This is a genomic window from Lacicoccus kunmingensis DSM 17847 (genome assembly GCF_059568765.1).
The window spans coordinates 1-26914 of sequence record NZ_JCANUC010000026.1 but is presented as its reverse complement, the minus strand read 5'-3'; the positions used below and the strand labels follow the sequence as shown (position 1 = coordinate 26914).

Genomic DNA, 26914 nt, shown 5'->3' with positions numbered 1-26914 from the left:
CCCTTCTGTTTCTGGCGGGCGATTTGCCGAACAGTGCCGCGATTGATTTCGTTATTAATCGTTTGAGGTGCGCGTCTTAAACGGCGGGCAATCGCACGGTTGGAGTATTTTTCTTTCTTTAACATCTCGATTTGGGCCCGTTCATCTTTGGTGAGGTGTTTGTCTTTGATGGATTCAGTGTTATCATGAAATTGCGTCATGTGATTTCATTCCTTTATTGAGAGTCTGCTAACTTCAATATAACATGAAATTCACATGGCGTTTTTTGTATCAAAGGTGGCTAAGTTCATTATAAAATCCACCTCTGAGAAAGGTTAGTTGTTTTGGAATTATTTTAATAAAATGGTTTAAGAGCGTTGATCTAAAGGGGTTGTAACCGTCAAGTAGGACTCAACAATGTTTTTCTTTTAAATGCCTGTTACAATAACTGTAAAGTTCATCAGCTCTGCCTTTTGCACTTTTCTTTCCAACAGCCACCTTACTTCTTTTTCTGTAATATCCGCCATTGACTAGTATTGCCACTTTTTTCATTCGTTTTCCCCTTTTACGTACAAAAAACCCGTGATTTCGACAGTATCCTTATGGCGGGATGCCTACTCTCACGGGTTGGATTAACGTGTTTATAAGAGTATAATAACAACGAGAATTTTGTGTGTCAATTTATAGTGAATGCATAGAAAGTGCAATCCACTTTCTATGCACTACAAAAGCCTCGATGTAATTAGTCCAAAATCAACTATCATCATTTTTATTGACCGTCAGATCAGCGATGGCAGGCTGAATCAAATCAATCAGGTCATCAACAGAAACTAGCACGCTTTTACCCAGCTCCCCTGATGAAACAATGATTTTCTGATAGTCTTTGATCATCTCATCAAATAATATCGTGTACTCGGGATGGTGTATAAAAATCCCAATAGGCGTATTCGCACCATGCGGATAACCGGTCTTTTCCAGTACATATTCAATCGGGGGCAGTCCGATTTTCCTGTTCTTTGAAACAGCAGCTGTTTTCTTATAATCCAGCCTGGAGTCCAAAGGAACCAGTGCAATGGTCGGGCCGGTTTTATTTCCTTTAAGAACAAGCGTTTTAAAAATTGGAAATTCAATTGTATCAATATTTTCTTTGGAGATTTCATACGTCTGGTAAGGTATGTTCTTCTCTTCTAAATAAAGTTCCACTTCATTTTTTGTCATATCATTTTCCTCCTGAAGTAAGATGTATACCATTGAGACAAGTTTCATTTGATATTCAGACGTTATTTTATCACTATATCCATCTAAATCCGTAAATCCTTATTATAAACATAATTAACAGTAATATGTTGGCTTACGTTTCAACGAGTGAGAGGTATGAAATCGATTATAAATGACTTTTATCTTGTCTCAAATCGAAATCAGCATCCGAATTCGATCACAGTCTTTAAAACATGACCTTCAAATCGATTCAGGCATCGAAATTCGATTACATCCTTCAATATATGCCTCTCAGATCGATTTTGGCATTCAATTTCGATTTAATGCAGTCAAAACGATCATTCAAATCGAATCGCTATACTCTGGGGAGAGTCAACTTAGCATTGCCCACCCACGCAAGAAGTACGGGTGTCTATCCAAAATCGACGAAGTCCATCAAGCATTGGCAGAGTCTGTTCAGACTAAATATGGAAACACCTGATATGGGACAGTTCGACTATATAAACTCGGAGTCAATATGAGAATACAATTGTATTCGTTCACGCTATAATGAATACATAGAAATCAGAGGAGGCCGTTTTCATGATCACTACCACAGTAAATATCTCTGAAGAAGATTACAAGAAGGTTAAAGCTATTGCTGCTTTTGAAGTTATGAGTGTTTCGGAATTTATGCATCAGGCAATTTTGAAACAAGTCGAGGATAAGCTGGACTATGCAGCAGGTATTGATGTTTTGAATGAGAATAATGAACGTGTTTCCAGGGAGGATGTTTTCAGTGAGGTATTTTCTGATTGATGTATACTTGGAGCTTTGTAAAAAGCATATAAAACATTCAAGAAATTAGAAAAAACGATTCAACAGCTATTGGTCGCATGGTTGGTTAAATATATTGAGGATACGGAAAATCCATGGCAATGGGGCAAGGCTCTTGAACTTGACGTGAAAACACTTTGGTGTTGCCGGGTAGGCAGTTTTCGTTTGACTGTGGATATTATCGACAATGAATTTGTGGTCCTTATTCCTTTCTAATGGATTCATCATGAAAGAATGTGCTAGAACTGTCGGATTGAATTACAAGAAACAGGAAGGATGAATGCCAATGAATACTATCATTGTGAGGATGAACAAGCATGAGCAGAAAATATTCGAAGAAGATGCGAAAATGCATGATAAGCCCCTGTCTACGATTATGAAGGAAGCCCTTTATGAAAGAATAGAGGATGAACTGGACAAGGAAAGTATCAGAGCATACGAAGCTGATATTCAGGATGATGAAGTTGATGTCCACAGTCATGAAGATATGAAGAAGCAGTTGCGACTGTAAATTGGTGTACAGGATCGTATATGAAAAACGCACGATTAAAAGTCTGTTGGAAATCGACAAATGACAACAACACATGATTGTCTCCTGGATTGAAAAGAATCTGATTCGTACAACAGACCCTAAGCGGCATGGAAAACCTTTAAAAGGTACTTTGAAGGACTACTGGAGCTATCGTGTCGGCAATTACCGTATACTCGCGGACATCGACCAGGTTGAAGTGAGAATTCTGATTGTGAATGTTGGCCACCCTAAAGATATCTATAATATATAGGCCAATATCACCTGTCTTATGCCACGTGAATGATAAAACAGAAACCGAATGGAATACTCAAGATGTTCCGTGAAAATATTATGATTATTAAAGAAGGTTTAACCACTCCCTTGTGTTGGACCTTTTTGAATATTGTCCATATTCCAGACTTTTTGATTCATAGCTGTTTGGGAATTACCTCCCATCAATAATTTTTGATGACAGGATCTATAGTTTTACCTCGACCTTATCTCTAATATTCAGTCCAGTAATAGGCAGAAAAGGTAGAATCGTGAATGTCGAAATCATCTGATCCAATTTTGATGAACGGTGTATTAGAATTTGTGAAAAGAGTATCGTCTGTAGTAAATGCTGCTTTCTGCAATCCTGGACAGGCTCTGGACATGGATAGATATTCCCTTGAAAAGTATATATGAAGTATTCCTATAAGTTCCAAATATGCAGGTTTAAACCTGAACCGTGGAATGGTATAATCACTGCCATAAGGAGGTCATACTTATGTGTGCCAGTATTGCCGTCGTAGATAAAATCTCATCTTCTTCATATTAATATACAAAGGAGATAATATTCATGGGGATTTGTTCAATTTTTGTGATTGATGAAGTTCATTATAAACCAATATTAAAATAACTGGTTATAATGACAAATCAATATACATCATTATAACCAGCATGGAGAAGGTTATAATGAACAAAAAACACCCTGAAGTCACTCAAATTTTATCACTTCAAAAAACATTTGAATGATATATTAAATGAGACAAATATCAATGAAACAGACACTGTTTTTGAAATAGGCGCTGGGAAGGGACATCTTACAAGAGAACTTGTCAAAAGAAGCCGGTGTGTCGTTGCACTGGAACTGGATGGCAATTTGTGCCGGATCGCAAGAAATACTGTGCAGTCTTACCGCAATATAAAAGTAATCCAGAAAGATATTCTCAAGTTCAATCTTCCCGCCAATGGAAATTATAAAATTTTCGGGAATATTCCATATAATATAAGTACTGATATTGTTAAAAAAATCGCTTTTGAGAGCCGATCGGAATACAGCTACCTGATTGTGGAGTACGGTTTTGCCAAACGGCTGCAGGATACAAAACGTGCCTTGGGACTGCTGTTGATGGCGGAAATGGATATAGAAATCATTAGAAAAATACCCTGCTCATACTTCCATCCCCAGCCGAACGTCGATTCTGTACTGATAGTCCTCAAACAGCATCCATCAAGAATTTTGAAAAAAGACCATAAAATATATCACCACTTTGTGTATAAGTGGGTCAATCGTGAATATCGGGTACTCTTTACGAAAAACCAATTGAGGCAGGCTTTGAAACATGCGAAGGTCACCGACATAGATAATATGACGAAGGAGCAATTTCTTTCCATTTTCAACAGTTACCGTCTGTTCAATTAAGTTTTACAGTAAGCTGTTCTCGGATCTGTAATTAAGAAAACCAATCAACAGACTTACGATTTATATAATGCAAAACGCTTCTGAACCGTATGATAATTTCTAAGTTCGGAAGCATTTTTTCATTCCTGTATCTTCAAAAATTACATTAATATCATTCTTTGTCTGTTTTGCATGATCATCTCTCCCAATAAAAACAATGCAGCTGTGACAGGATTTTGTCGTCCTTGTGAATTGTCATTATTATACATTATACACGCGTTGAAAGTAGAATTTAATTGAGAAAGATGTTGGTTCTCATGATTTTATTAAAATGGTCAATGTTCAACAGGTTTAATTCGTTACGATTTCCAATAAACTCTTCTCAATCTCAGAAAACGTCTGTGAAAGATCGAGGTTCAAAATGTGTATGTTCTTTCCTTTGATCCTATATGAGTGATTTGGCTGGATTTCGTCTCTGGTTCTTGCATAAAGTAAAATGCCACTCACTGTGCCACCGGGATCTGGTTGGTAATTTTCAAGGTAACTGAACATCTGATACAGGTTATTTGTCAGATGTTTATAATCAGACTCAATAGTTCTCCTTGCCATATTATTGCTATAAAATTTTGTATCTATAATTATCGTCCGTCCGTTTTTCTTCAATACGATATCTGTCTGCATTACAGGCAGTGCTGCAGAGTATTCGTCATCCACATTCCATCTTATCTGTGGTTTACTGACTTCAAAATCTGTTTCCTTCCTGTAAAACTCAAATACAAATTTCTCATACAAAGATGATAAGGCTTGTTCTTCATTTACGCCTTTCATCAAGCTGTCTTTATTGTCGTCATTAATAAGAAGTTCCAGATATAAATAATGGCAGATGTCAATCGGCAGTCTATAATTACTGTTTTGACTATTGTATTTTACCTGACTCCATACATTCATATTCAAATCGATGACATTGATATCCGACATATACAGCAGGATTTCTTTAAGGTGCCTGTGTTGGGCAGAGGGAAGTGAATGATACAGAACAAGCTTTAATACTGTAGACTTGATGATCTGATTCAATAGATTATCGTCGGACATCACTTCATACTGAACTGCGACTTTACGTTTCAGGAGACGGTCGGGTTTGATGCTGTTGTGAACATCGATTTTTCCCTTGATGAATGAACTGTTTTCATGTATTTCTTTATACTCTTTCCACAGACCTTTTTTCAATAATTTGTTTACAGAAAGAATTAAAATCTCTGCATACAGTTCAGCTGTATTTTTGAAAGATTCTGTCGAAATCCCGTTCATCTCTTCAAATTTTAAAGACTTATATGCATAACTGATCATGTAATATATATTCTTTATCGGTATATTTTCATGATTCATCCAGTACACTCCGTAAGTTATTTCTTTCAAATTCTACAGTCTCCAGGTCATCAAACCAGAACTCTTCAAGTTGAGGGGTAATTTCGTATTCCAGAATCTCAATCAGCGTATCTTTCGTATTTTCTCTCATTGCTGAACTGATAAAGTAGCTGTGGCCTATCTTGAATCCTGCCCCGAATGACTGCTCTATTCTCCTGTTCAAATGTCGCAGTTGATCTAGAAACCTAAGGACCAGCTCGGTGTTTTCGTATTCTTTAATAAATTCATTGAATGAATGTTTATCAAATGCCGGTTTCAGGTCAAAGAAAGAGAATCTTCTTCTTAGTGCATAGTCCATCATGGAAAGGCTTCTGTCGGCAGTATTCATGGTTCCGATGATATATACGTTCCCAGGTACAGAAAAAGGCTTATTGGAGTACAGAAGGTTAATTTCCTGTCCTCTTTTATCAGATTCAATCAACATCATCAATTCTCCAAGAATACGGCTCAAATTCCCCCGGTTGATTTCGTCTATTATAAAGAAGTAAGGCCGGTCATCCTGTGATGCCCTTTCACAAAATTCCAGAAAAGGACCTGATTTCAAGGTAAAGCCATTACCATCCTCTGCCGGTCTGAACCCTTCTATGAATTCTTCGTAGCTGTAGCTTTGATGAAATTGTATGAAATGAATTCTGGATTGGTCCACTTCTCCCATAATAGTGTATGCCAAACGGTCGGCAACGAATGTTTTTCTTACACCTGGAGCACCTTTTAATATCAGGTTTTTCTTGTTTTTCAGTAAGGATCTGAGTCTCGATAATTCATGGTCATCCAAAAATACTTCCTGAAGAAAGTTATTATCATCATATGGTTCGTTTCCTGTGACCTCGGTCGGTTTTAACCTTAAATACCTTATGAAACTATCCAGACTTTTTTTCAATTTTAAATGACTTTCTTCACTCTGGATACTTACGTTATCACGAATTTCCTTAATATTTTCTATATCGTTGTTATTAAATATCTGTTTGCCAGATTCTTTTTCATACTCCAATATTGCATTGACTCTATTTTGGATAATGTCATCAGTAATTAATGTACCCGAGTCATCTTTCTCTTTGGATAGCCATTCAGTAAATTCGTCGATGATCGACTGATCAGCTGCAGTCTGGCCTGCTTCTATCAATGTCTCGATATGCTCCACGGTTTTGGGGTACTTAGTAAAATCAGTTAAGGTTTTTGCAGTGATATTACTGTTTAATCGATACTCTTCTTCAGGAAGTTCAAGCCATTCGACTTCCCGGATATTTTTTTCCTCGGTTCGTTCTGATTTATGGATATAATCACTTTTAACAATGCCTTTTCCGATTATTTTGTTGGCCCCTTTTGCTGCATAGACGACATCACCATCTTTCATCACATTCGTAAACTGCCATACTGCAAGTGAATACATCCATGGTTCATGATTCAAACTTTCATACTCTTTAATCGTTTCTGTAATATCATCTCTTGTTTCATATTCGGTAAAATCTCCAAGGTAATCCCAGCCGACAGCTATCAGGTTATTTACCAGAAAATCGTCATGAAATTTGCGGTTGGGACCACATTGCAATACCCAGTATTTTTGGCTGCTGCCATTATCATCAATCATACTATTGACGTTTTTATATTTTGCGGGGTACGGAATTTGAGGGTTTTCTGTATAGTATAAAAATTTCAAATAGCTCCGTAAGAGGCCGCCAAGACCGGGTATACCGGCGATGTTTTCCTTTGAAGATCTGATATTTTCATTAAATTGCTTTTCAGCAATCAAATACCTGAATTTCATTAATAAAGGTCTTCTCTCTTTAGGATAATTTTTGTTTTTACCTTCAAGTATCGTTTTAACAGCGTCATCTGATTCTTTTGTAATATCCTGGTATACCTCTTTAAAATCTTCATAATTCGTATACTCAAAAAAAATCATCTTTAGGTTCTGATTCTATATCCAGTTCTTTAAGGTATTTACCCAATTGCTCAATATAAGGTGAATACCATTGGCCGGTTTTTTGTCCTAAGTTTTCTGTGACCCATTCATGATATTGTTGTTTCTGTGACATTGTCTGCCCCTTTAAAATGTATTTGAATCTATAATATCATGTTGATTTATATTGACGTACAAAAAAGTTGTGAAGGAATTGCCTAAAATAAATCGAACAAAGAAGTTTGTGATTTAAGAGGGCTCATCATAAAAGTAGATTTTGAAAATGAAATAAATTAAGCAATGAGATTTCAAATAAACAAAAGCTATTTTTTGATAATACGCTCTAGAATGAGACGATAAAGGGTAGTATTTTTTATGCGTATAATATAACAAGAAAAGAGGTGAGGGTAATGATTGAGGAATTAAAACAGGAAATACTGGATGATCAGGCTAATAATCGATTTAAGTCGGCATATCAGATGCCTCTTGAGGATAAGCACGACGTAAGCAAGGAATTAAGGGCAAGATACAAAGCGGCGGCGAGAGAGTTGACAGCGGATGAAAGTTTTCCTTTTGAGGTGGAGTGCCGGATGCAGGGGGATGTTCTCAGGATTGGATATAAGCCACTGAGCTGACATTGCAGCGCTGTTGAATATGACCGGGGAGTACACATCAGTTATATGAGAAAAAATGAAACGCCCTGAAAGTGATGCCACGAGTTTCAGACTTTCAGGGTGCTCTTTTTTGAACCCTAATTATTCTCCCTTTAAACTTATTCAGACTATGTTCAGTCTGTCTAATCAATCTCCCTTTTATTTTCGCTGTGTTATAGTAATTTGACAGGTAATATTAAAGCATGGCGGTGGAAATCTGTTATGAAAGTGACTATGGAACTGGGTCAGGCAGCTTATCAGGCGAAAGAAACAAAGCCGCTGAAGTTGAAAGACGTTTATTTCAAAGTGAAGCCAGAGGTTAATGAACGTAAGAGACTGTTCAGAAAACCGCTGTATGAACTGACGATTGTTGCGGAAGTCAACGGTCAGCAGTATGAATTTGAAGGCTATGATGTCGACAGTGAATTGATTTCAACGCTGGAAAATAACCCTTCAAAATTTCTCGTCGGGGACGCGCCGCCATTTTTATGCGGTACGGACTGGCCGGACAGCGGGATCTCGGAAGTTATAAAAGAAAATAATGTACCGCTTGATTCCCTCTTTATCACAGATGGGAAGAGGGTCCTGGCAATAATATATAATGATGAGATACGGGCGTTTATTGACTGGCTGAAGAAGTTTATTAAATAACGTAATGGAAGGTTTAAGGGGCGCAGTATGTATAAAGTTGAAAAAGCACTGAACAACAACGTAGTGATTGCACATGATGATTTAGAGGAAGTCGTATTGATTGGCAGGGGGATCGGCTTCGGTGCAAAAGAAAATGACATATTGGATACAGGGAAAGCAGATAAAGTGTATAAGCTGACCGGTAAGCAGGACAGCGGCAGATATCAGACGCTTCTAACGATGGGTGATGAGCAGCTGTTCAAGCTGATATTCGAGGCGATTGAACTGATTGACGAGCTGACGGCACATCAGGTGAACGACCGGATAGTGCTGTCTTTGACGGATCATCTGCTATTCAGCATTAAGCGTCAGGAGGAAGGGATTGAAATTACGAATCCTTTCATCAATGAAACGCGGGCGCTTTATCCGAAAGAATATCAGATTGCTGAAGAAGTGGTGAAGATGGTGAATCAGAAATACCATATTCACCTTCCTGAAGCGGAAATTGGGTTCATCGCACTGCACGTACATTCTTCGATATATAATAAATCGGTTCTGGAAATGAACATTTTTTCAGAAGTTGTGCATCAGGCGATCATGATGATTGAAAATGGGCTCGGCATCTCCGTCGACCAGACTTCATTATGGTATGACCGGTTTGTCAGGCACATCAGCTTCTGTGTCCAAAGGGTGATAAAAGGCGAGAGTGTGCCGGATCAGGACGACTTTGGCGAGCTGTTGAAAGCGCAATACCCATTGTGCTATAATGTTGCCATAAAGATTGTAAAGATGATGCAAAACAAACTGCAGCGGAAAGTATACGACTCTGAAGTTGTTTACTTAACGATGCACATAAATCAATTCGAACATTATTCTAAGTAAATGTGTAACCATCAGAGGGCATGAGTTTACAGGGAATAGTTTATTTAACTATTTCTGTATACTCATGCCCTTTTTTTGTTTTGTATGATTTTGAATCGATTAAAAGGAGGAATTACCATGTTTAAAAAGATTTTTGGACAACTGCAGCGTATCGGTAAAGCACTGATGCTGCCGGTCGCAATATTGCCGGCTGCGGGTCTGATGCTTGGTATCGGTGCTGCGTTGCAGACGGAGGCAATGATTGATTTCATGCCGTTTTTAGAAGCGGGATGGATTGTCGCTCTGTCCAATATGCTGCAGGCGGCGGGCGGCATCGTTTTCGATAACTTGGCTCTTTTATTCGCCCTCGGTGTTGCAGTAGGTCTTGCAAAAGGTGACGGTGTGGCTGCGATTGCTGCATTTGTCGGCTATATGATCATGAACGTGACTTTGGGACAGGTGGCTGGCGTGACGTCCGAAATGGCTGCTGACGAACCTGCGTATGCTTCAGTTCTCGGTGTGGATACCATCCAGACAGGAGTGTTCGGTGGTATTATCATCGGCGTATTATCCGCATGGGCATACAACAAATACTACAATATTGAACTGCCTCAGTTTTTAGGATTCTTTGCAGGTAAACGTTTTGTTCCGATTGTGACAGCTGCGCTGTCGTTTCTGGTCGGTCTTGGATTGTTTCTGATCTGGCCGCCGATTCAGGAAGGGCTGAACTCCGTTTCATATTTCCTGATGGAAGAAGCGACGGCACTCGGTGTGTTCATGTTCGGTATGGTGAAGCGACTGCTGATTCCATTCGGGCTGCATCATATTTTCCATGCGCCATTCTGGTTTGAGTTTGGTACATACACGAATGCAGCCGGAAATATTGTCAGAGGGGATTTGAACATCTTCTTTGCACAGCTGCGTGACGGTGCTGAGCTTACGGCTGGTAACTTTATGCAAGGTGAATTTCCTGTAATGATGTTCGGTTTGCCTGCGGCGGCACTTGCGATATACCATGCTGCACGTCCTGAACATAAGAAGTATGTGGCAGGTATTATGCTGTCCGGTGCACTGACGAGCTTTTTAACAGGTATTACGGAGCCGCTGGAGTTCTCATTCCTGTTCGTTGCGCCACTGCTTTATGTCATTCACGCAGTGCTCGACGGCTTCAGTTTCTTAATACTTTATCTGCTTGATGTGAACCTCGGTTATACATTCAGCGGTGGTTTCATAGACTTTTTCCTATTCGGGATGCTCCAGAACCGCACTGAGTGGTGGTGGGTGTTCATCGTCGGCGCAGTTTACGCGGTGATTTACTATGTCATCTTCAGATTCTTGATCCAGAAGTTGGATTTAAAAACACCGGGCCGTGAAGATGTGGCTGCCGGTTCTGAATCTGGTGAAGTGAAAGACCTGCCGTTCAACGTTTTAACAGCAATGGGCGGTGAGCCGAACATCAAACATCTGGACGCATGTATTACGCGTCTTCGTGTGGAAGTGAAGGATACAACAGAGGTGGATGAGGCATCGCTTAAAAACCTCGGTGCTTCCGGAGTGATGAAAGTCGGCAATAACATGCAGGCAATATTCGGAACAAAATCCGATCAGATCAAGAATGATATGCAGAGAATTATCGATGGGGAGATCACTTCTGCAGATGAAACGACTGTGTCGGATGATGCAGATGTTGAAGAAGCGGTGAGCGACAACCCGCTGAACGCCGATACAAAAGATATCTTCAGTCCGATTAAAGGGGAAGCAGTCGCACTTGAAGAAGTACCGGACCAGGTATTCAGCGGGAAAATGATGGGAGACGGACTTGCAATCAAGCCGTCAGAAGGTATTGTACGTGCACCGTTTGACGGTGAAGTCGTGACGGACTTCCCGACGAAACATGCACTCGGTCTGACGAATGCAGGCGGACTTGAACTGCTTGTTCATATCGGTCTCGATACGGTCAACTTAAAAGGGGAAGGGTTCAAACTTCATGTAAGTACAGGAGATACGTTTAACAAAGGGGATGTACTGATGGAATTTGATTTGGATTATATCAGGGAGAATGCGAAAAGCGACATTACGCCTATTATAATCACGGGCCCTGCGAATATAGAAATTGCAGCGGCAAACACAGGTGAAGTGGATAATGATGACATTATCATCAATGTGAAATAAATATTGAAAATATCCCTCTAAAGCATTTTACTTTAGAGGGGTATTTATTTTGATTGTAATGCCAGTCCTGACTCCCTTCGGACGTGAAAATCGGGTGTTCAACGGAGAAGATGAATTCACCGCCGGCTTTCAGGGCCTGGTATACTTTTTTACAATCAGGATGAAATCTCTGATGTAATGCATAGCCAGTGAACTCATCACGGTATTAAAAGTTTCGTCCGGCATCTCCATGTCTTCCATGGCAGTACATCGATATTCAATTACCGGATGAGGATTTCTATATTTGGCAGTTTTCAGCATCTTATCTGAGATATCAGTGCCGAGCATTCTCCCGAACCGTTAAGTCCTTCTTTTGACCGGCGTATTTCAGCATATTTTGAATAAAAATCTGTGTCATTGTATTTATTTTCTTTCATAATGATTAAGCTTCCTTTTCAAAAGGTAATGTTTTATATCATGTATATCCTTATAATACAATTATTTTTCAGAACAAGTATACTGTAAGTGAGGTCGGAATTTATAATCCCTGGTTGAGTAAAGTAAGCGGTCATTCACTTTATGGAAGGAGAGATCTATATGAAAGCGATCATTACAGAAGCGTACGGCGGTGTAGAGGAGTTCAAGGAGGCGGCGCTTGAAAAGCCAGAGGCAAAAGGGCACGATGTGCTCATCGAAGTGCATTCTGTTGCTGTAAATCCGATGGATGTGAAAGTGCGCGCCGGTGAGTTCGAAGATATGATTCCCATGACATTTCCTATCATTTTCGGTTCGGATATTTCAGGGACTGTCAAAGAAGTCGGTAATCTGGTAGAAGATTTCAAAGAGGGAGATGAAATCTTCGCCAAAGGCAAACTGAAAGCACCCGGCGGTTTTGCAGAGTACACGCTGATAGAAGATAAACTTCTGATCAGAAAACCGGACAATGTTTCGTTTAAAGATGCAGCGGCTGTGCCGCTCGCGAGCCAGACGGCCTGGCAGATGCTGAAGGACAACGCTGATGTCAAAGATGGGGAGAAAGTGCTCATCCATGCCGGTTCAGGCGGTGTCGGCAGTTTCGCGATCCAGCTTGCCAAACATTTCGGTGCAGAAGTCGCAACAACGACCAGCGGCAGGAATGTTGATCTTGTAAAAGGTCTCGGTGCGGATACTATCATCAATTATAAGGAAGAAGATTTTTCTGAGCGAAAAGCGGAATTTGATGTTGTACTCGATACACTCGGCGGTGAAATACTGGAAAAAAGCTATGATGTACTGAAACCGGGCGGCAGACTGGTTTCCGTGGCCGGAAAGCCGGATGAGGCGCTCGCTGAAGATAAAGGTATTACAGTGAAATATCAGAATACCAAAACAAAAGTAGAGCAGCTGGAAAAGATAATGGACCTGGTATCAAAAGGACAGGTGAAGCCGGCTGTCGGCAATACATTCCCGTTGACTGTCGAAGGTGTGCGGGAAGCGCATAAATTGAGTGAATCAGGACATGCGAGAGGCAAGATTGTCGTCAATGTTAAATGAATGAACCCCCTGAATTTTAGAGGGGGTTCATTTATCTCGAGTTGGCAAAATGCATGATCAGACCGGCGACAGCGATGATGCTGCCGACCGGAATGAGTGAGAGCGTCGTTTCAAAAAATATCTGCCCCGCCGGTTCTAGCGTGCGTATTCCAATCATCATTATGATGAAGAATAATATGAAGCATACGATGGCGGCCGAAAGCAGACTGACGCCTGCATAGGCGGTCTTTATGGGCTCTTGTCTGTGGTTGATCGCATAAATGAGTGCAATGATTGTCAGTATGACAGCTAAAAACATATCAACCACTCTCTTCTTTCGAATCAGATTTTTTCTTATGCTTGACCAGACCGATGATTGTCATGATCAATCCGGCGGGTGTCAGTACAAGTAGGGCTCCAAGGGACTGCATGATGGCGGAACTTTGCCAGCTGTACCCGACTGTCCCGACGTTGGACATGACCACAGAAAAAACGATGAATGACACTGCTCCGACAGCGAGCAGCGCCCCGCCGGTATAAGCGATTTTGATCGGCTCTTCCCTCTGACTGTAAGCGATAAAAATTGTGAATATCAGAACGACAACAGCAAAAACCATTGGGTCACCTTCCTTATTGACATACAGGCTTTCTGCATTATGAATATAATCAGCGGTAATATTAGACTTGATTTTCCTTGGTGCCATGATATCAGAGTGAAAAATTGAAGCAACCATTTAAAAGTAAATCCCCTTCGGCGGTAAAATGCCAAAGGGGAATTTTTTCAGGTCGGTCATTTTGATTTTTTGCGGTTTAAAACAAGTCCGGTGATCATCAGTATCAATCCGGCAGGAATCAGGATCAGCGCATCACCCATGGCAACCAGCACGATGATATCTTCTGCGCTTTCGCCGAAGTGCAGTATGTCCGCTGCGACGAGCGCAAATATCAATAGGGCGATGATGCCGACAGCAAGCAGGCTGCTGCCGGCAGTGGCCATTGCCATCGGTTCTTCTCTCCGTTTATAGGCGTAACCGATCGCTATTATTAAAAGTATTAAAGCTAAAATCATTTTTCATTTCTCCTAAAATCAAGCAATTAAAGTCATTCAAAAGCATGATGATTATACTTATCAGTCGTATTATCCAATCACCGCGATTATAAACATGTGTACTCTTAAGTTGAAAAAGTGCTGCTGTCAGCAAGCCTCGCCGCGATTTCAACACTGTGCTTGAACATCGTTCTATCGGCTGCGCCGTGGGTGATGATGACGGGTGCTTTGATGCCGAGTATGAATCCGCCGCCGATGTCTTCATTGGTATATCGGCTGATGCTGCTCCGGACCGCATCTTCGACGGCCTTCACAGCATTTTCATCCAGTTTTTCATCTTTTTGAACGGTGTTAAGCAGATCATTCATCAAAATCTCTGCTGTGCCTTCCACCGATTTCAACATGATGTTTCCGGTGAATCCGTCTGACAGTACAACATCATTTGTTCCGCTGAGCAGCGCGTTGGGTTCTACATTGCCTGTGAAGTTTAATTCTTCAGACGTCTCAAGAAGTTGATGGGCTGCCTTCGTGAAGTCATTGCCTTTGGAAGCTTCCGAGCCGATATTGAGCAGCCCGACTCTTGGATTTTCGACGCCAAGAAGTTGTCCGGCGATATCACTGCCGAGTTTCCCGTACTGCACCAGATGTTCCGGTTTTGAGGCGGTGTTCGCCCCGGAATCGATCAGCAGATAATTGGGTGCTGTTTTTGATACCGTCGGTAAAATGGAAACGGCCGCCGGGCGTTTGATGTCCGGCATTAATCCGATGTGTAACAGGCTGCCCGCATAAATTGCACCGCTGCTGCCGGCGGAAACGAAAGCGTCCGCGCTGCCTTCTGCAACTGCCGTCAATCCTTTGACGATTGATGAACCCTGTTTTTTACGGATGGCTTTCAGCGGGTTGTCGTCATCTGTAATCTCTTCCTCTGCAGAAATGATTTCAATCCGGTCTCTGTCGGCAAAGTCGGGGATGGCCCGTTCAATTTCATCAGGCAATCCAAACAATAAACAGCTCAGTTCCGGGTTGTCATGGATGGCGAGGCAGGCGCCGTAAACGGTCGTCTCCGGGCCGAAATCTCCGCCCATTGTATCGACTGCGAGTCTGATCATCTAGTCCACCTCATTGGTCACGGGCATCAGACCGAGTGATAAAGCATTTTTTCCGAGATGTGAACAGAAAGCCGTGCCGATCATGCGGATTTCCACCGGCTGTTCGGGCAGCAGTTTCTGAATAGCCGTTTTTAAGCGCATTGCTCTGTCTTCTGACAGTGTGTGCCCGATACCGACCTGAATGTTATGGTCCGGATACTTTTTCTGATAGTCGGCGGTCAGCTCCGCGAGACTCCTGTTCCGGTTTTTATTTGTACGGAAAGTTTCTGTCAGCACCGGCATATCGCCAGTCACGTATTCAAGCACAGGGAGTGTTTTGAAAGAGTTGTCTTCCAGCTCATTCAGCGCTTTGCCTCTGCCGCCTTTGATCAGGTTGTCGTGTTTCTCGATGACGATGAAAAATCTGCTCTGGTCCATCAGCCATGTCATTTCGTCTTTGATCTCTTCGAAAGATTTTCCGGCATCGATCATGCGTGTCATCTGTACAATCAGCTGCTCCATATTTACGGAAAGACCAACTGCATCGAAATTGATGATATGCAGTTTGTCCGCATATTCCTGTCCGATGGCGTGGGCAGTCTGAAGTGTGCCGCTGACACTTGAACTCAAATAAACACCGAAGACGGTGTCATATCCTGCGTCAATGATTTTCTGGAATGCAGTATGATAATCCTGGACGCCGGGCTGAGCTGTTTTCGGCTGTGCAGTGTCTTCCCGCATCCATGTTTCGAAGAAGTTTTCCAGGTGTGATTCATCTGTCGACTCTGTGATGATTTCTCCATTTGGGAGTGCCAAAGTGAAGTCGACCTGGAACAGGTCGTCTCTTTCTTTCAAAGGTGCTTCCAAGTAAGCTGAACTGTCAAATAGTATAGCTGCTTTCATAAATATTCCTCCTGATGCATTAGATGAATTTACTCGCTCCACCGCTTGAGCAGCAGTGAACTGTTGTGGCCGCCGAACCCCATGGAGTTGGACAGGACATATTCCAGCTGGCCGGCTCTGCCTTTTAAAGGTACGTAATCCAGGTCGCACTCGGGGTCCGGGTTTCTAAGGTTCAAGGTCGGCGGAATGAAGTTGTGCCGCATCGCTTTTATGGATACGATCGCTTCAGTGCTGCCGGCTGCGCCGAACATGTGGCCGATATAGCTTTTTGTGCTGGATACCGGTACTTTGTAGGCTGACTCTCCGAGTGCGTATTTAATCGCTTCAGTTTCGCTGGAATCATTGGCAGGAGTACTGGTGCCGTGCGCGTTGATGTATGATATATCCTCGGCTGTGATGCCGCCCATTTTGATCGCTTTTTTCATTGCCATCCCTGCGGCAGTGCCGTCAGGAAGCGGGGCGGTGACGTGGTGGGCATCGGTCGTCGCACCGTAGCCCGTGATTTCAGCATAAATTTTTGCGCCGCGCGCCTGGGCGGATTCCAGTGATTCAAGCATCAGTATGCCTGAACCTTCACCCGGTATGAAGCCGTCCCGGTTTTTGTCGAACGGGCGTGAGGCAAGGTCCGGATCTGCCTGCGGGGACATGGCTTTCAATACTGAAAAGCCGCTGTAAGTCGAATCGCTCAAAGTGCCTTCTGCGCCACCGGCGAGACATGCTGTCAGCTGTCCCATCTTTATCTTCATGAATGCTTCGCCGATTGAGTGGCTGCCGCTCGCACAGGCAGAAGACACGGACATTGAATCACCCTTCAATCCAAAGCGCATGGCGATGCCTGCAGCTGCCATGTTGACCGGTGTTTTGATATGAAATAGCGGCTCCACTTTGTTCGGTCCTCTTTCATTCAATCTGATCACGTTCTCTTCCATGGATACGTAGCCGCCTGAACCGGAGCCGACAATCACGCCGACATCAAATGCGTTTCCTTCATCTATTTCAAAGCCGCTCATCTTAAACGCTTCGTCTGCTGCTGCTACCGCGTACTGCGCGAACAGATCCATTCTTTTGGCTTCCCGGCGGTCCATTGTCATTCCCGGATCAAAGCCCTTTACTTCAGCAGCCAGTGTGGTTCTGTAATCATCCGGATTCACCCTGGTTGCAGTAGCGATGCCGTGTTTTTCTTCACGGATGCTCTGCCACATTTCCGCGACATTGTTACCGATCGGGGTCACTGCCCCCATGCCTGTTACTACAACTCGCACCATTATTTCATCCCTTCAATTCTCATTAATACATACGATACGAAATGAATATCCATTGTCATTGTATCACAACAGATGTCAGTCCAATGCACTCTCCACATGCATACGGTAGCTCCAATTTTTAACGGATTCATTTTTCAAAGTCAGATTTTCTTCTTTGAATTCTTCAAAGCCGTTCTTCATATAAAATTTCCGGTTGATGCCGATATTCGTGACAAGTGAAACCATGCCGCCGCCATTTTTGGCGATGTATGGAAATACACATTCTTTCAGAAGTCTGCTGCCGACACCTTTACCCTGCGTATTATGTGAAACGGCAAAAGAATCGACATACCAGTCGAAAGTCCTGCTGTCTTCTATATTTACATCCGAGCTGTTCGCCAGTTTTAAAAATTGAAGTGTCTGCGGCAGCATGCCTTTGAACAACAGGGAAAGTCCGCCGATTTTAATATATTCCGGCAGATCAAGGTGTTTATTTTGTAAGTTTTTAACGAGGGCCGCGCCCAGAATCTCATTATCTTCTACAGCAACCAGACAAGTGTGCTTCTTTAAAAACACTTTTGTATTCAAGTGCTGAAGCGCTCTGATGAGACGGTAACGTTTATGATTGTTTTTCTCTATGATTTCAAAGAGCGGGTAATCTTTGAATGCACCCGCCAGCAGTTGGGAGACTTCATGCATTTCTGTTTCATCAGTTTTTCTGAATTCCATCTAATCGACCTTTCCAATTAATCAGTCTGCCCTTATACAGACACACTATTACATTATATAATTGCCGATAAATTGAGACAACAATCTTGCAGATTATAGGATTGTCAAAAAATCTAAAAAACGTCCGGAATCAAATTCCGGACGGTCTGATTTCACTTTCTCATTCAATTCAAAACAGATAATACAGCGTAAACTCCAGGTCCCGCTCCAAATGCGCCTGTATTTTGGAGAGCGCTGTTTTTTCATCCCTCTCTTCAATCGCATCAACGATTTCCGCATGTTCATCCAGCAGCTTCGGCCGTTCTTTACTGACGACGACTTTACTGAACATATAGATGACAGCATTCAGCCGTTCATACGACTCGGTCAAATATGGGTTTTTCACGGCACTGATGATTTTGTTGTGGAAATCTTTATTCGCCTGCAGGGTATCCTGTTCGTCTCCTGTGCGTGATGTTTCTATATAGTTTCTCAAAACATCAATATCATCATCGTTAAAAATAAGAATCGCTTTTTCGACCGCATATTTCTCGATCAGAATTCTCATTTCAAATAAAGACCGGTAATCCTCCATGGATGGTCTGAAGACGTAGCCGTCTTTGATCAGATATTCGAACTCCAGTTGTTGGAGGCATGATCTGATCGGTGTGCGGCTGACATTATATTTTTTGGCGAGTTTTAATTCTGTCAGCTTTTCTTTTTGATTGAAATTACCACTTAATATATCTTCTCTGATTTGCTCATAAAGTGTAAGGTTCTCCATTATTAAACACCTCAAAAACATTATACACTATTTTTATTTTAAAAATTGTATACAATTTAATTATTATAGTATACAATACATAAAAAGATGAAAACGTTTACCAGGAGTGAGGAAATGAAAATAGGTTTTATAGGTTTGGGAATCATGGGAAGACCGATGGTTAAGAACTTACTGGAACAGGGCTGCGAAGTCTTTGTCAACGATGTGAATGTCGAAGCGGTGGATAGAGTTGTGGAATACGGTGCATCATCAGTGGACTCATTACAGGAAATGGCTTCGAAATCTGAAGTGGTGATCACTATGCTGCCGAACGCGCAGATTGTGGAATCGGTCTTATTTTCAGAAACCAACGGCATTGCAGAATATATGTCTCCGGGACAAATGGTCATTGATATGAGTTCACTTGGGCCGAATGATTCCATTGCTATCAGCGAAAAACTTAAAGCATTTGGAATCCGTTTCGCGGATGCACCGGTCAGTGGCGGGGAGCCGCTCGCAGTCAGTGGTGAGCTGTCTGTCATGGCAGGGTGTAATGAAAGCGATCTCGAATATATAGAGAAAGTGATTTCTCCGATGGCAGCTTCAATCGTCAGAGTGGGTGACATCGGGGCAGGCAGCACGGTGAAACTTGCCAATCAGATTATCGTCAATGTGAATATCGCAGCATTATCCGAAGCGGTGGTGCTTGCAAAGAAATACAATATCGAACTTGAAAAAATGCATGCTGCGATCGGCGGCGGCCTTGCCGGTTCGAGCGTCATGGAAGCTAAATTCCCTAAAATGATTGAAGAAGATTATGCGCCGGGCGGTCCGATTAATATCAATTATAAAGATTTGAAAAACGTCACGGACGCTGCAGATTCAGTGGATCTGACTCTGCCGGTAACGAATATGGTCAAGGAAATATACAAGTCTGAAAAAGCGTCGGGCAATGGCATCAATGACCATTCGGGGATCATTAAATACTTTGAAAAAATCAACAATATGTAGGTGAAGAATTTGGATAAAAAAGTGATTGAAACAGAATTGAACTGTCCTGAAAATCGAAATTTCTCAGATTTCAATTATAAGGTGGTCGTCCTGGATGATGATCCGACAGGGACACAGACAGTGAAAGACCTGAATGTCTATACAACATGGGATAAAGAATATATAGAAGATGGTTTCGACGCCGATCATAATATGTTTTTCATCATGACGAATTCACGGGCATTATCTGAAGAGGAAACGAAAGCCGTGCATGAAGACATCATCCGTACCGTTGAAAGTGTCTCTTCTGAAAAAGGCATACCGTTCATCATTATCAGTCGCGGGGATTCGACATTGAGAGGGCATTACTATTACGAACCGAAAGTCATTCATGAAAATAGTCCTGAAGGTTTTGACGCGGTATTCTATATCCCGGCATTCTTTGAAGGAGACCGCTATACTTACGAAGGGATTCATTACTTGAAAGAAAATGATGCATTCGTTCCTGTAAGTGAAAGCGAATTCTCAAATGATTCTACATTCGGCTTCAACTCAAAACATTTACAGGATTATATCGAAGAAAAGAGTAACGGAGAAGTTCAGGCGGAAAATGTCGTTCATATTCCATTGGATATGATCAGGCGTTGTGATGCCGAGGCACTGGTCGATATATTCGATGATTTGAAGGCGTTCGACCAGGTCATCGTGGACGCATTGAATAATACGGACATGGAATTTTTTGCAGGTGTGATGATGGAATACCTCCAGTCACACAATAAGAAATTCATATTCAGAACAGCTGCGTCATTTGTCAGAGCGATCTGTCAGACACCAGGAGAGATTCTTGCAAGGGAAGATATCATCCAGTCGGATAATGAGAACGGCGGTATTATTGTTGTCGGTTCACATGTAGATAAAACGACGAAGCAGCTGAAATATCTGACAGAACACTCGGATATTCATGAAATTGAGTTTTCAGTCCGGAAAGTGATCGAAGAAAGTCGACTGACCGAGTATGTAAATACGCTCCGTGGTAAAGTCTCGCAATTGATTTCAGACGGAAAAGATGTAGTGGTCTATACTTCACGGGGGTTGATCAAAACTGAAGACAGAGAAGAAAGTTTGAGAATATCCAAATCGATTTCAGACAGCCTGGTGCAGATTGTATCCACACTGGATGTGAAGCCGGGCTTCATCATCGCAAAAGGCGGTATTACATCCAGTGATGTCGCAACAGTCGGTATAAAAGTGAAAAAAGCTTATGTACTGGGACAGGCAGAAAAAGGAATTCCTGTATGGATAACCAATCAGGATGCCAAATATCCGCATATCCCTTATATTGTTTTCCCGGGAAATGTGGGTGAGGATCACACGCTGTACGACGTCTATAAAAAAATCAGTCATAAGGAGTGAGCCGGATGCTTTTAGCATATTTTCTGCTGGCATTAGTTGTTTTATTCATTTTAATATTAAAGTTTAAAGTTGAACCTTTCATATCGTTACTGGTGACCGCATTCGGTCTTGCTCTCGTTGTCGGACTGCCTATAGCTGAGTCATCCCAAGTCATTGCCGAAGGATTTGGAAGCACGCTGACCGGTGTCGGTATTCTGATTGGACTTGGCATTGTGTTTGGACAGTTTCTCGCAAAGTCCGGTGCTGTGGAGAAAATTGCTGAAGGTATTTTAAAAGTGACAGGGATTAAAAAGTCGCCGATCGGTATCGCCATGACGGGTACCGCGGTATCCATCCCGGTTTACTTTGATGCGGCATTTGTTATTTTAAATAAAGTCATTGGCAGCATTACGCGTAAAACAAACCTGCCGAGAATCACATTTGTCACAGCGCTCGCCATCGGTCTGATCGTGTCGCACAGTATGATCATCCCGACACCCGGACCTCTTGTCGTTGCTGAGAATGTCGGTGTTGACTTAGGTATATTTCTAATTGCAGGACTGTTTGTAGCAACCATCGCTACACTGGTCGGCGGTTACGGATATGGTATGTACATGGGAAAGAAAATCGGACATGGTGAAACAGAAGAGGAAGAAGAACCTGAAGAAGACATTCAATATAAAAAACAAATTTCATTCAGCCTCTCTTTTGGACTGCTGTTATTACCTATCGTTTTAATTTTAGGTAACACACTCAGTCAGCTTGTTTTTCCCGACTCACCAATCTCAACAATCTTTGCATTTGTTGGAGATAAAAACGTGGCATTATTAATCAGTGTCATCACAGCATTAATTGTTTTAAAACCGTACATAAAAGAGGATTATGATACACAATTCAAGCAATCCATGTCTGATGCAGGCGGCATCCTGCTGGTGACAGGTGCCGGCGGTGCATTTGGCGCAGTTATCAATGCCAGCGGCATGGGAGACTACTTGATTGAGATGATGACAGGATTTAATATCCATATCCTGTTACTGGCTTTTATTTTCACACAGATTTTAAGAGCATCTCTCGGTTCTGCGACTGTGGCGCTTGTGACAACCTCCAGTATTTTAGGGCCGCAAATAGCTGAGCTGGGCGTTCATCCGGTACTCCTTGCACTCGCAATCTGTTCCGGTGCCATTGGATTGTCTCTACCGAATGACTCAGGTTTCTGGGTGGTCAACAGATTCGGAAAGCTGACTGTTGCTCAGACTTTGAGAGCGTGGTCGCTCGGAGGTTTCATTGCCGGTTTAACAGCACTTGGCGTTGTCTATGTGATTTACTTTGTTACATTGATGGTATAAGAATATATAAATTATTATAGAAATTGAGTGATATTGATGGTTAATATATTAAAAGATGCTATGAAAAATAATTATGCAGTCCCTCAGATTAATGCCAACGGAATACTTTGGCTGGAGACGACTTTAAAGATGGCTGAAAAGTGTCAGGCGCCGGTCATTATCGCGACAACCGACGCAGTCATCGATAAACTTGGCGGCTTTAAGTTTTTCGTCAGCATGTACCGGAATTTAAAAGAAGAACTGAAAATCACGGTGCCGACAGTACTGCATTTTGATCATTCGCAGTCAGTGGAACGCTGCTTTGAAGCAGTGGATGCCGGCTATGATTCAGTGATGTTTGACGGCTCGACGATGACGATTGAAGAAAACATTGCCAAAACAAAACAGGTGGTGGACTATGCGAAGCCGCGCGGTGTGATGGTTGAAGCGGAAGTCGGCAGTGTCGGCGGTATTGAAGATGGTGTGGAGAGCACGTTGATGTACGCGGATCTGGACGAATGTCTGAACCTGGTTAAAGAGACGGGTGTGGACTGTCTTGCTCCGGCGCTCGGTTCTGTACATGGCAGATACAAAGGTGAACCGAATCTCGGATTTGAAGAAATGGCAGAGCTGCGCGAACAGACGTCAGTGCCATTTGCTCTTCATGGTGCTTCAGGTATTTCAGATGAAGATCTGAAAAAGGCAATATCATACGGCCACGCCAAAATTAACTATAATACTGAGATTAATATTGCATGGTCCGACGCTCTGCGAAGAGTGTTGAATGCAGATGAAAGTGTATATGCACCGATGCAGATTCAGAATCCTGCCAAAGAGGCGATGTCTGAAGTCATCGAAGTTATTTTCAAACGTACAGGCGCCTACAATCAAGCAAAATAAGATATAGAAATGAGGATAAAGAAGCCGCGCAATGTCCGGCTTCTTTCTTTATTTTTAAAAGTCGCTGCTGCCATAGTATGTTGCTGAAACCGCCTGAGAGTTAAATGATTAAAGCCTTGCAAATACTATATATATACAGAAAATTCTGCGAACGTGCTTGTGGAAATCCCGAAAATAGTATAATCTTTTATTCAACAGACAGAAAAATTATGCATATCATTCAGTGCATGGGGATGTGTCATTGTACATACTTTATCGTCGTGCCAGAGATTGTTGTATTAGGAGATTTCAAGGGGAAAAGTTCCGGAAATGCATAGAATCTGAATATGTGCCTGACTCCGGAATATTTTATAAAAAGGGGAGATAATCATGTCTGAGTCTGATGAAAATGGAATTAAACCGCAAAAAAAGAGAAGGTTCGAAGTGCCTCACGTCTACGTTATTCTGTTTGTTTTAATCATAGTCGCTGCGATAGCCACTTATTTTGTACCGACTGGTGAATATGAACGGGCGGAAGTGGACGGACAGGAAGTCGTAGTGGACGGGTCCTACAGTGCTGTTGAGGGAAATCCCGCCGGTGCTTTTGATATATTCCAGGCCGTGCACATTGGGATGGTGGATGCTGCTCCAATCATCTTCTTCATCTTCATCATCGGTGGCGCATTCGGTATTTTCAGGGCAACGGGTGCTTTGGAAAGCGGTATGAACACGGTGGCGCATAAGATGCAGGGGAACGAAATATTACTGATTCCGGTATTGATGATATTGTTTGCGATCGGGGGCGCCATCTTCGGGCTGGCGGAGGAAACCATTCCTTATATTATGATCATCGTCCCGCTTGTAGTCTTCATCGGGTATGACTCGATGATGGGTGCAGCTATCGTACTCTGCGGTGCATCAGCCGGGTTTTCAGCTGCATTCATGAACCCGTTCACCGTCGGGGTCGCACAGGGTATCGCAGAACTTCCGATTTACTCAGGATTCTTTACAAGATTGATTTTCTGGGCGATATTTGTCGCTGTTGCGATTGCATATGTAATGATTTATGCAAGAAAAATCAAGAAAGATCCAACAAAGAGCATAATGTATGAAGAGGATAAGGAAAAAAGAAAAACTTTGGAAAATCAGGAAAGAGAGCATCTGACAGGCAGACAAATGGTCATCATCGGTGTGCTTTTAGTGACGGTCGTTACACTGGGCTATGGCGTCGTCCAGCATGGCTGGTATATTACAGAAATTGCCGCGCTTTTCCTTGTCATGGGTGTCGTCATGGGTCTGATATCCGGTATGCGCATTAACGACATTGCTGAAAACTTCATCAAAGGGTGTCAGCTGATTGTGCTCGGCGCTCTCGTTGTCGGTTTTGCCTACGGTATACAGGCTGTAATGTCAGAGGGGAACATCATTGATACGATTTTGTATTCGATGTCTAATGCAGTAAGTGTGTTGCCGGCAAGTCTGACCGCAATCGGCATGTTTATCGTACAGGCGCTGATCAACTTCATCGTTCCGTCCGGAAGTGGACAGGCAGCGCTGACGATGCCGATCATGGTGCCGCTTTCAGACCTCGTCGGAGTGGCGAGACAGACGGCGGTGCTTGCATTCCAGTTCGGTGACGGCATATCCAACATTGTCACGCCTACATCAGGCTACTTCATGGCAGGTCTTGCAGCTGCAGGTATTTCATGGGTGAAATGGATACGCTGGGTGTGGCCGCTGATCTTGATTCAATACGCTCTTGCCGCAGTCTTTATAACAATCGCCCATTTGTTCATATTTTAATAATACTTTTTGAATGATATCGATATTATGAAAAATTATAATACGAAGAGAGCGCCTATAACGTTACACTTCCATATTTAGCGGGAGGCAATCCCTTTTTTCGAAGACATAACCGAAGCGGTAAAAATGACCAGGGATCTTTAGAAGGTCACTTGCCGTTTGGATGACGGGACGATATCCCGACACCTTCAACAGAACGGCAAGTGGTAAATACGGGATAAAGGCGATTATAATTGATTGTTGTATATACGCGCATTGTCAGGTCAAGAAAATAGTCATTGTAGAAAGCATTAATAGAGTCATTGAATCAATAGTTGTACAAACATGAGAAACCGTCCGGAAGTTGATTCCGGACGGTTTTTTTATTCCACTCATTTTAAATTCAAACAAGTGAGATAGTATATATTCCAGTCCTTCTACAGATGTTTTTGGGTGATAAGCAGAAGAACTGGATATTATCTGTCTAGTTCTAGTGCTTTACATAGTCGTATGACCATTTCCAGTATGTGCCGTCAAATGAAAAATGGAACTTATAGTCTTTATAATAGAAATGATAATCATAAGGGGCTTCCTGTAATGGTCCTGAATTCAATTTCTCAGGTTCATTCATTGCAAGGTAAGTCATATTTTCTTTGGTCATTTCAATATTCAATGGGTTAATTTCATCGTACCATTCTTTAGCCCAGTAATGTGTTCCTTTGTTATGATAGTAATCTTTTTTGGAGTGTTGATGATAGTGATTGTGACCTTTTACTTCGTCCTCATAATTAAAACGCTCCGGCAGATCAGCATCATCTGCTCTGTCGATTTCTCTTTGATATATTTCAGCGACTGCTTCGTTGTATTCTACTTGAGATAAGTTACCGGCCTCTTTTTCTTCAGTTAACTCACTGACCTCATTCTGAGCATCTTGAGGCATCCAGCTTGGATCAAATCCCATATTGGCCCATCCGTCACCATCCGGGTCCGCATCTGCAGGCAGTTAGACTAGAAATTGGACACAGTAAATGAAGACAAATAGTATATGGGAAGATATCAATTTACGGAGGGTGTCCATTATGTCAAGAGGCAGTAATTATGATAAACACGTCAAAGCAGAGGCAGTGAGTCTAGTAATTGATTCAGGGAAATCGATTGCTTCTGTATCCCGAGAACTGGATATTGCGAAAAGTACAGTGGGTAATTGGGTCAGAGACTATAAGGATGATGGGACCGAATCGTTTGTTGGCAGCGGTAATTTGAGTCCGGAGAAGCAGGCCGATAAAGATGTCCAGAAAAGACTGAGAGATCTTGAAGAAGAGAACAAGATATTAAAAAAGGCTATGCGCATCTTTACCAACGACCAGAAGTAATTTACTCCTTCATCGTCGAACACCGGCACGAATTTCGTGTGTCAAAGATGTGCAAAACCCTCGGTGTCTCAAAAAGCGGATATTATGAGTGGCTGAA

General features: G+C 42.2%; 32 protein-coding genes and 1 pseudogene. 17 read left to right on the top strand and 16 right to left on the bottom strand.

Annotated elements, in window-relative coordinates; all coding sequences use genetic code 11:
• The 3 genes from BO48_RS15375 to BO48_RS15365 form a co-directional block, all read right to left on the bottom strand.
• On the bottom strand, positions 1–200 hold a 200-nt coding region (locus BO48_RS15375; RefSeq protein ID WP_496368800.1), incomplete at its 3' end, for a helix-turn-helix domain-containing protein.
• A gap of 190 nt (positions 201–390) precedes the next feature.
• Positions 391–531 carry a hypothetical protein gene (locus BO48_RS15370; RefSeq protein ID WP_496368798.1) on the bottom strand — a complete coding sequence of 47 codons (141 nt, stop codon included), beginning with the start codon at positions 529–531 and terminating at the stop codon, positions 391–393.
• Positions 532–732: 201 nt separating this feature from the next.
• A complete protein-coding gene (locus BO48_RS15365) occupies positions 733–1197 on the bottom strand; it encodes a YbaK/EbsC family protein (protein WP_496368796.1) in 465 nt (154 codons plus the stop codon).
• A gap of 233 nt (positions 1198–1430) precedes the next feature.
• Between BO48_RS15365 and BO48_RS15360 the strand changes: the two genes are divergently transcribed.
• From BO48_RS15360 to erm, 6 genes are all read left to right on the top strand, one after another.
• Positions 1431–1718 carry a hypothetical protein gene (locus tag BO48_RS15360; protein WP_496368794.1) on the top strand — a complete coding sequence of 96 codons (288 nt, stop codon included), beginning with the start codon at positions 1431–1433 and terminating at the stop codon, positions 1716–1718.
• 61 nt (positions 1719–1779) lie between these two features.
• On the top strand, positions 1780–1995 hold the full coding sequence (gene relB, locus BO48_RS15355; RefSeq protein WP_496368792.1) for a type II toxin-antitoxin system RelB family antitoxin: 216 nt from the start codon (positions 1780–1782) through the stop codon (positions 1993–1995).
• 304 nt (positions 1996–2299) lie between these two features.
• Positions 2300–2524, top strand: a complete 225-nt coding sequence (gene relB, locus BO48_RS15350) for a type II toxin-antitoxin system RelB family antitoxin (RefSeq protein ID WP_496368790.1) — start codon at positions 2300–2302, stop codon at positions 2522–2524.
• A 73-nt stretch (positions 2525–2597) separates the two neighbouring features.
• Positions 2598–2795 (top strand): type II toxin-antitoxin system RelE family toxin, encoded by a 198-nt coding sequence (locus tag BO48_RS15345; protein ID WP_496368788.1) that lies wholly within the window; start codon positions 2598–2600, stop codon positions 2793–2795.
• A gap of 570 nt (positions 2796–3365) precedes the next feature.
• Positions 3366–3425 (top strand): erythromycin resistance leader peptide, encoded by a 60-nt coding sequence (locus BO48_RS15340; protein ID WP_496368804.1) that lies wholly within the window; start codon positions 3366–3368, stop codon positions 3423–3425.
• A 72-nt stretch (positions 3426–3497) separates the two neighbouring features.
• Entirely contained in the window at positions 3498–4211 is a 714-nt protein-coding gene (gene erm / locus BO48_RS15335) for a 23S ribosomal RNA methyltransferase Erm (RefSeq protein WP_496368802.1), read from the top strand.
• A 330-nt stretch (positions 4212–4541) separates the two neighbouring features.
• Here the strand turns inward: erm and BO48_RS15330 are convergent, their stop codons facing one another.
• From BO48_RS15330 to BO48_RS15320, 3 genes are read right to left on the bottom strand one after another with little or no spacing between them, the layout of a single operon-like run.
• The gene (locus BO48_RS15330; protein WP_496368786.1) at positions 4542–5576 is read right to left on the bottom strand and encodes a 5-methylcytosine restriction system specificity protein McrC; all 1035 of its coding nucleotides are present in this window, start codon (positions 5574–5576) and stop codon (positions 4542–4544) included.
• Complete coding sequence (locus tag BO48_RS15325; protein WP_496368784.1) at positions 5566–7518, bottom strand: DUF8426 domain-containing protein; 1953 nt, start codon at positions 7516–7518, stop codon at positions 5566–5568. The genes BO48_RS15330 and BO48_RS15325 overlap by 11 nt, the downstream gene beginning before the upstream one ends.
• On the bottom strand, positions 7505–7651 hold the full coding sequence (locus BO48_RS15320; RefSeq protein WP_496368782.1) for a hypothetical protein: 147 nt from the start codon (positions 7649–7651) through the stop codon (positions 7505–7507). The genes BO48_RS15325 and BO48_RS15320 overlap by 14 nt, the downstream gene beginning before the upstream one ends.
• Positions 7652–7925: 274 nt before the next feature.
• Here BO48_RS15320 and BO48_RS15315 point away from each other — a divergent pair, with 274 nt between their 5' ends.
• From BO48_RS15315 to ptsG, 4 genes are all read left to right on the top strand, one after another.
• Positions 7926–8150 carry a hypothetical protein gene (locus tag BO48_RS15315; RefSeq protein WP_496368780.1) on the top strand — a complete coding sequence of 75 codons (225 nt, stop codon included), beginning with the start codon at positions 7926–7928 and terminating at the stop codon, positions 8148–8150.
• Positions 8151–8390: 240 nt separating this feature from the next.
• Entirely contained in the window at positions 8391–8819 is a 429-nt protein-coding gene (locus tag BO48_RS15310) for a hypothetical protein (RefSeq protein ID WP_496368778.1), read from the top strand.
• A 27-nt stretch (positions 8820–8846) separates the two neighbouring features.
• Positions 8847–9680 (top strand): glucose PTS transporter transcription antiterminator GlcT, encoded by an 834-nt coding sequence (gene glcT / locus BO48_RS15305; RefSeq protein WP_496368776.1) that lies wholly within the window; start codon positions 8847–8849, stop codon positions 9678–9680.
• A 117-nt stretch (positions 9681–9797) separates the two neighbouring features.
• Complete coding sequence (ptsG, locus tag BO48_RS15300; RefSeq protein WP_496368774.1) at positions 9798–11831, top strand: glucose-specific PTS transporter subunit IIBC; 2034 nt, start codon at positions 9798–9800, stop codon at positions 11829–11831.
• Between the two features lie 129 nt (positions 11832–11960).
• On the opposite strand, the gene BO48_RS15295 is transcribed toward ptsG, so the two are convergent.
• Positions 11961–12158, bottom strand: a complete 198-nt coding sequence (locus BO48_RS15295) for a methyltransferase domain-containing protein (protein ID WP_218118671.1) — start codon at positions 12156–12158, stop codon at positions 11961–11963.
• 249 nt (positions 12159–12407) lie between these two features.
• On the opposite strand from BO48_RS15295, the gene BO48_RS15290 reads away from it, so the two are divergent.
• Positions 12408–13343 (top strand): NADP-dependent oxidoreductase, encoded by a 936-nt coding sequence (locus BO48_RS15290; protein WP_496368772.1) that lies wholly within the window; start codon positions 12408–12410, stop codon positions 13341–13343.
• A gap of 31 nt (positions 13344–13374) precedes the next feature.
• Here BO48_RS15290 and BO48_RS15285 read toward each other — a convergent pair whose 3' ends face one another.
• The 8 genes from BO48_RS15285 to BO48_RS15250 all read right to left on the bottom strand — a co-directional run bounded on the left by BO48_RS15285 (position 13375) and on the right by BO48_RS15250 (position 19097).
• Positions 13375–13641, bottom strand: coding sequence for a hypothetical protein (locus BO48_RS15285; protein ID WP_496368770.1), 267 nt, complete (start codon positions 13639–13641; stop codon positions 13375–13377).
• 1 nt (position 13642) lies between these two features.
• Positions 13643–14026, bottom strand: coding sequence for a hypothetical protein (locus BO48_RS15280; RefSeq protein ID WP_496368768.1), 384 nt, complete (start codon positions 14024–14026; stop codon positions 13643–13645).
• An 86-nt stretch (positions 14027–14112) separates the two neighbouring features.
• Complete coding sequence (locus tag BO48_RS15275) at positions 14113–14391, bottom strand: hypothetical protein (RefSeq protein WP_496368766.1); 279 nt, start codon at positions 14389–14391, stop codon at positions 14113–14115.
• Between the two features lie 104 nt (positions 14392–14495).
• The gene (plsX, locus tag BO48_RS15270) at positions 14496–15479 is read right to left on the bottom strand and encodes a phosphate acyltransferase PlsX (protein WP_496368764.1); all 984 of its coding nucleotides are present in this window, start codon (positions 15477–15479) and stop codon (positions 14496–14498) included.
• On the bottom strand, positions 15480–16361 hold the full coding sequence (locus tag BO48_RS15265) for a DegV family protein (protein ID WP_496368762.1): 882 nt from the start codon (positions 16359–16361) through the stop codon (positions 15480–15482). It abuts the gene before it with no gap.
• A gap of 29 nt (positions 16362–16390) precedes the next feature.
• On the bottom strand, positions 16391–17626 hold the full coding sequence (gene fabF / locus BO48_RS15260; RefSeq protein ID WP_496368760.1) for a beta-ketoacyl-ACP synthase II: 1236 nt from the start codon (positions 17624–17626) through the stop codon (positions 16391–16393).
• Positions 17627–17701: 75 nt separating this feature from the next.
• The gene (locus tag BO48_RS15255) at positions 17702–18334 is read right to left on the bottom strand and encodes a GNAT family N-acetyltransferase (RefSeq protein WP_496368758.1); all 633 of its coding nucleotides are present in this window, start codon (positions 18332–18334) and stop codon (positions 17702–17704) included.
• Positions 18335–18503: 169 nt separating this feature from the next.
• Positions 18504–19097 carry a GntR family transcriptional regulator gene (locus tag BO48_RS15250; protein ID WP_496368756.1) on the bottom strand — a complete coding sequence of 198 codons (594 nt, stop codon included), beginning with the start codon at positions 19095–19097 and terminating at the stop codon, positions 18504–18506.
• An 87-nt stretch (positions 19098–19184) separates the two neighbouring features.
• On the opposite strand from BO48_RS15250, the gene BO48_RS15245 reads away from it, so the two are divergent.
• From BO48_RS15245 to BO48_RS15225, 5 genes are all read left to right on the top strand, one after another.
• Positions 19185–20087, top strand: a complete 903-nt coding sequence (locus BO48_RS15245; protein ID WP_496368754.1) for an NAD(P)-binding domain-containing protein — start codon at positions 19185–19187, stop codon at positions 20085–20087.
• Positions 20088–20096: 9 nt separating this feature from the next.
• Positions 20097–21479 carry a four-carbon acid sugar kinase family protein gene (locus BO48_RS15240; protein WP_496368752.1) on the top strand — a complete coding sequence of 461 codons (1383 nt, stop codon included), beginning with the start codon at positions 20097–20099 and terminating at the stop codon, positions 21477–21479.
• Between the two features lie 5 nt (positions 21480–21484).
• On the top strand, positions 21485–22804 hold the full coding sequence (locus BO48_RS15235) for a GntP family permease (protein WP_496368750.1): 1320 nt from the start codon (positions 21485–21487) through the stop codon (positions 22802–22804).
• A gap of 36 nt (positions 22805–22840) precedes the next feature.
• On the top strand, positions 22841–23683 hold the full coding sequence (locus tag BO48_RS15230; RefSeq protein WP_496368748.1) for a class II fructose-bisphosphate aldolase: 843 nt from the start codon (positions 22841–22843) through the stop codon (positions 23681–23683).
• 369 nt (positions 23684–24052) lie between these two features.
• The gene (locus tag BO48_RS15225) at positions 24053–25465 is read left to right on the top strand and encodes a YfcC family protein (protein ID WP_496368746.1); all 1413 of its coding nucleotides are present in this window, start codon (positions 24053–24055) and stop codon (positions 25463–25465) included.
• Positions 25466–25934: 469 nt separating this feature from the next.
• Here the strand turns inward: BO48_RS15225 and BO48_RS15220 are convergent, their stop codons facing one another.
• The gene (locus tag BO48_RS15220; protein WP_496368744.1) at positions 25935–26405 is read right to left on the bottom strand and encodes a hypothetical protein; all 471 of its coding nucleotides are present in this window, start codon (positions 26403–26405) and stop codon (positions 25935–25937) included.
• A 118-nt stretch (positions 26406–26523) separates the two neighbouring features.
• Here BO48_RS15220 and BO48_RS15215 point away from each other — a divergent pair.
• A pseudogene (locus BO48_RS15215) lies at positions 26524–26914 on the top strand (transposase); the annotation flags it as partial.

Coding starts and splice junctions, on each gene's coding strand:
- BO48_RS15325 (WP_496368784.1), bottom strand. CDS start 7,518: ATGATTTTTTTTGAGTATACGAATTATGAAGATTTTAAAGAGGTATAC.
- BO48_RS15370 (WP_496368798.1), bottom strand. CDS start 531: ATGAAAAAAGTGGCAATACTAGTCAATGGCGGATATTACAGAAAAAGA.
- BO48_RS15220 (WP_496368744.1), bottom strand. CDS start 26,405: ATGGGATTTGATCCAAGCTGGATGCCTCAAGATGCTCAGAATGAGGTC.
- glcT (WP_496368776.1), top strand. CDS start 8,847: ATGTATAAAGTTGAAAAAGCACTGAACAACAACGTAGTGATTGCACAT.
- BO48_RS15280 (WP_496368768.1), bottom strand. CDS start 14,026: ATGGCACCAAGGAAAATCAAGTCTAATATTACCGCTGATTATATTCAT.
- ptsG (WP_496368774.1), top strand. CDS start 9,798: ATGTTTAAAAAGATTTTTGGACAACTGCAGCGTATCGGTAAAGCACTG.
- BO48_RS15275 (WP_496368766.1), bottom strand. CDS start 14,391: ATGATTTTAGCTTTAATACTTTTAATAATAGCGATCGGTTACGCCTAT.
- fabF (WP_496368760.1), bottom strand. CDS start 17,626: ATGGTGCGAGTTGTAGTAACAGGCATGGGGGCAGTGACCCCGATCGGT.
- BO48_RS15315 (WP_496368780.1), top strand. CDS start 7,926: ATGATTGAGGAATTAAAACAGGAAATACTGGATGATCAGGCTAATAAT.
- BO48_RS15310 (WP_496368778.1), top strand. CDS start 8,391: ATGAAAGTGACTATGGAACTGGGTCAGGCAGCTTATCAGGCGAAAGAA.
- BO48_RS15265 (WP_496368762.1), bottom strand. CDS start 16,361: ATGAAAGCAGCTATACTATTTGACAGTTCAGCTTACTTGGAAGCACCT.
- BO48_RS15345 (WP_496368788.1), top strand. CDS start 2,598: ATGATTGTCTCCTGGATTGAAAAGAATCTGATTCGTACAACAGACCCT.
- BO48_RS15255 (WP_496368758.1), bottom strand. CDS start 18,334: ATGGAATTCAGAAAAACTGATGAAACAGAAATGCATGAAGTCTCCCAA.
- BO48_RS15365 (WP_496368796.1), bottom strand. CDS start 1,197: ATGACAAAAAATGAAGTGGAACTTTATTTAGAAGAGAAGAACATACCT.
- relB (WP_496368792.1), top strand. CDS start 1,780: ATGATCACTACCACAGTAAATATCTCTGAAGAAGATTACAAGAAGGTT.
- BO48_RS15225 (WP_496368746.1), top strand. CDS start 24,053: ATGTCTGAGTCTGATGAAAATGGAATTAAACCGCAAAAAAAGAGAAGG.
- BO48_RS15295 (WP_218118671.1), bottom strand. CDS start 12,158: ATGCTCGGCACTGATATCTCAGATAAGATGCTGAAAACTGCCAAATAT.
- plsX (WP_496368764.1), bottom strand. CDS start 15,479: ATGATCAGACTCGCAGTCGATACAATGGGCGGAGATTTCGGCCCGGAG.
- BO48_RS15235 (WP_496368750.1), top strand. CDS start 21,485: ATGCTTTTAGCATATTTTCTGCTGGCATTAGTTGTTTTATTCATTTTA.
- BO48_RS15245 (WP_496368754.1), top strand. CDS start 19,185: ATGAAAACGTTTACCAGGAGTGAGGAAATGAAAATAGGTTTTATAGGT.
- relB (WP_496368790.1), top strand. CDS start 2,300: ATGAATACTATCATTGTGAGGATGAACAAGCATGAGCAGAAAATATTC.
- BO48_RS15330 (WP_496368786.1), bottom strand. CDS start 5,576: ATGAATCATGAAAATATACCGATAAAGAATATATATTACATGATCAGT.
- BO48_RS15360 (WP_496368794.1), top strand. CDS start 1,431: ATGACCTTCAAATCGATTCAGGCATCGAAATTCGATTACATCCTTCAA.
- BO48_RS15230 (WP_496368748.1), top strand. CDS start 22,841: ATGGTTAATATATTAAAAGATGCTATGAAAAATAATTATGCAGTCCCT.
- BO48_RS15320 (WP_496368782.1), bottom strand. CDS start 7,651: ATGTCACAGAAACAACAATATCATGAATGGGTCACAGAAAACTTAGGA.
- BO48_RS15285 (WP_496368770.1), bottom strand. CDS start 13,641: ATGTTTTTAGCTGTCATACTGACAATCATTGCACTCATTTATGCGATC.
- BO48_RS15250 (WP_496368756.1), bottom strand. CDS start 19,097: ATGGAGAACCTTACACTTTATGAGCAAATCAGAGAAGATATATTAAGT.
- BO48_RS15290 (WP_496368772.1), top strand. CDS start 12,408: ATGAAAGCGATCATTACAGAAGCGTACGGCGGTGTAGAGGAGTTCAAG.